The sequence below is a fragment of the Massilia sp. 05N420 genome (genome assembly GCF_056397205.1).
The window spans coordinates 1-379 of sequence record NZ_JBFTMX010000255.1 but is presented as its reverse complement, the minus strand read 5'-3'; the positions used below and the strand labels follow the sequence as shown (position 1 = coordinate 379).

General features: G+C 62.5%; 1 protein-coding gene. It reads left to right on the top strand.

Annotated elements, in window-relative coordinates; all coding sequences use genetic code 11:
* Nucleotides 1–379 (top strand): LysR substrate-binding domain-containing protein (locus tag AC1DIX_RS28220; RefSeq protein WP_477328678.1); only part of this gene is annotated, 379 nt, incomplete at both ends.

Below are 379 nucleotides of genomic sequence, written 5' to 3'. Positions count from 1 at the left end.
CGCCATGTCAGCCCGACGCTCGATGGCGAGGCCTATTACCAGCGCTGTCTGTCGATCCTTGCCGATATCGAGGATGCCGAAGGCGCCTTTGCCGGGGCCAAGCCGAAGGGCATGCTGCGCGTCGATGTGCACGGCACGCTTGCCCGGCATTTCGTGCTGCCGAGCCTGCCTTCATTTCTCGATACCTATCCCGATATCGAATTCTACATGAGCGAGGGCGACCGGCTGGTCGATCTGGTGCGCGAAGGTATCGATTGCGTGCTGCGCGTCGGCATCCCTCAGGATAGCGATATGATCGCAAGGCGCGTCGCCATGCTGGAGGAGATGACGCTCGCCTCGCCCGAATACATCGCCCGCCACGGCATGCCCGAACATCCCG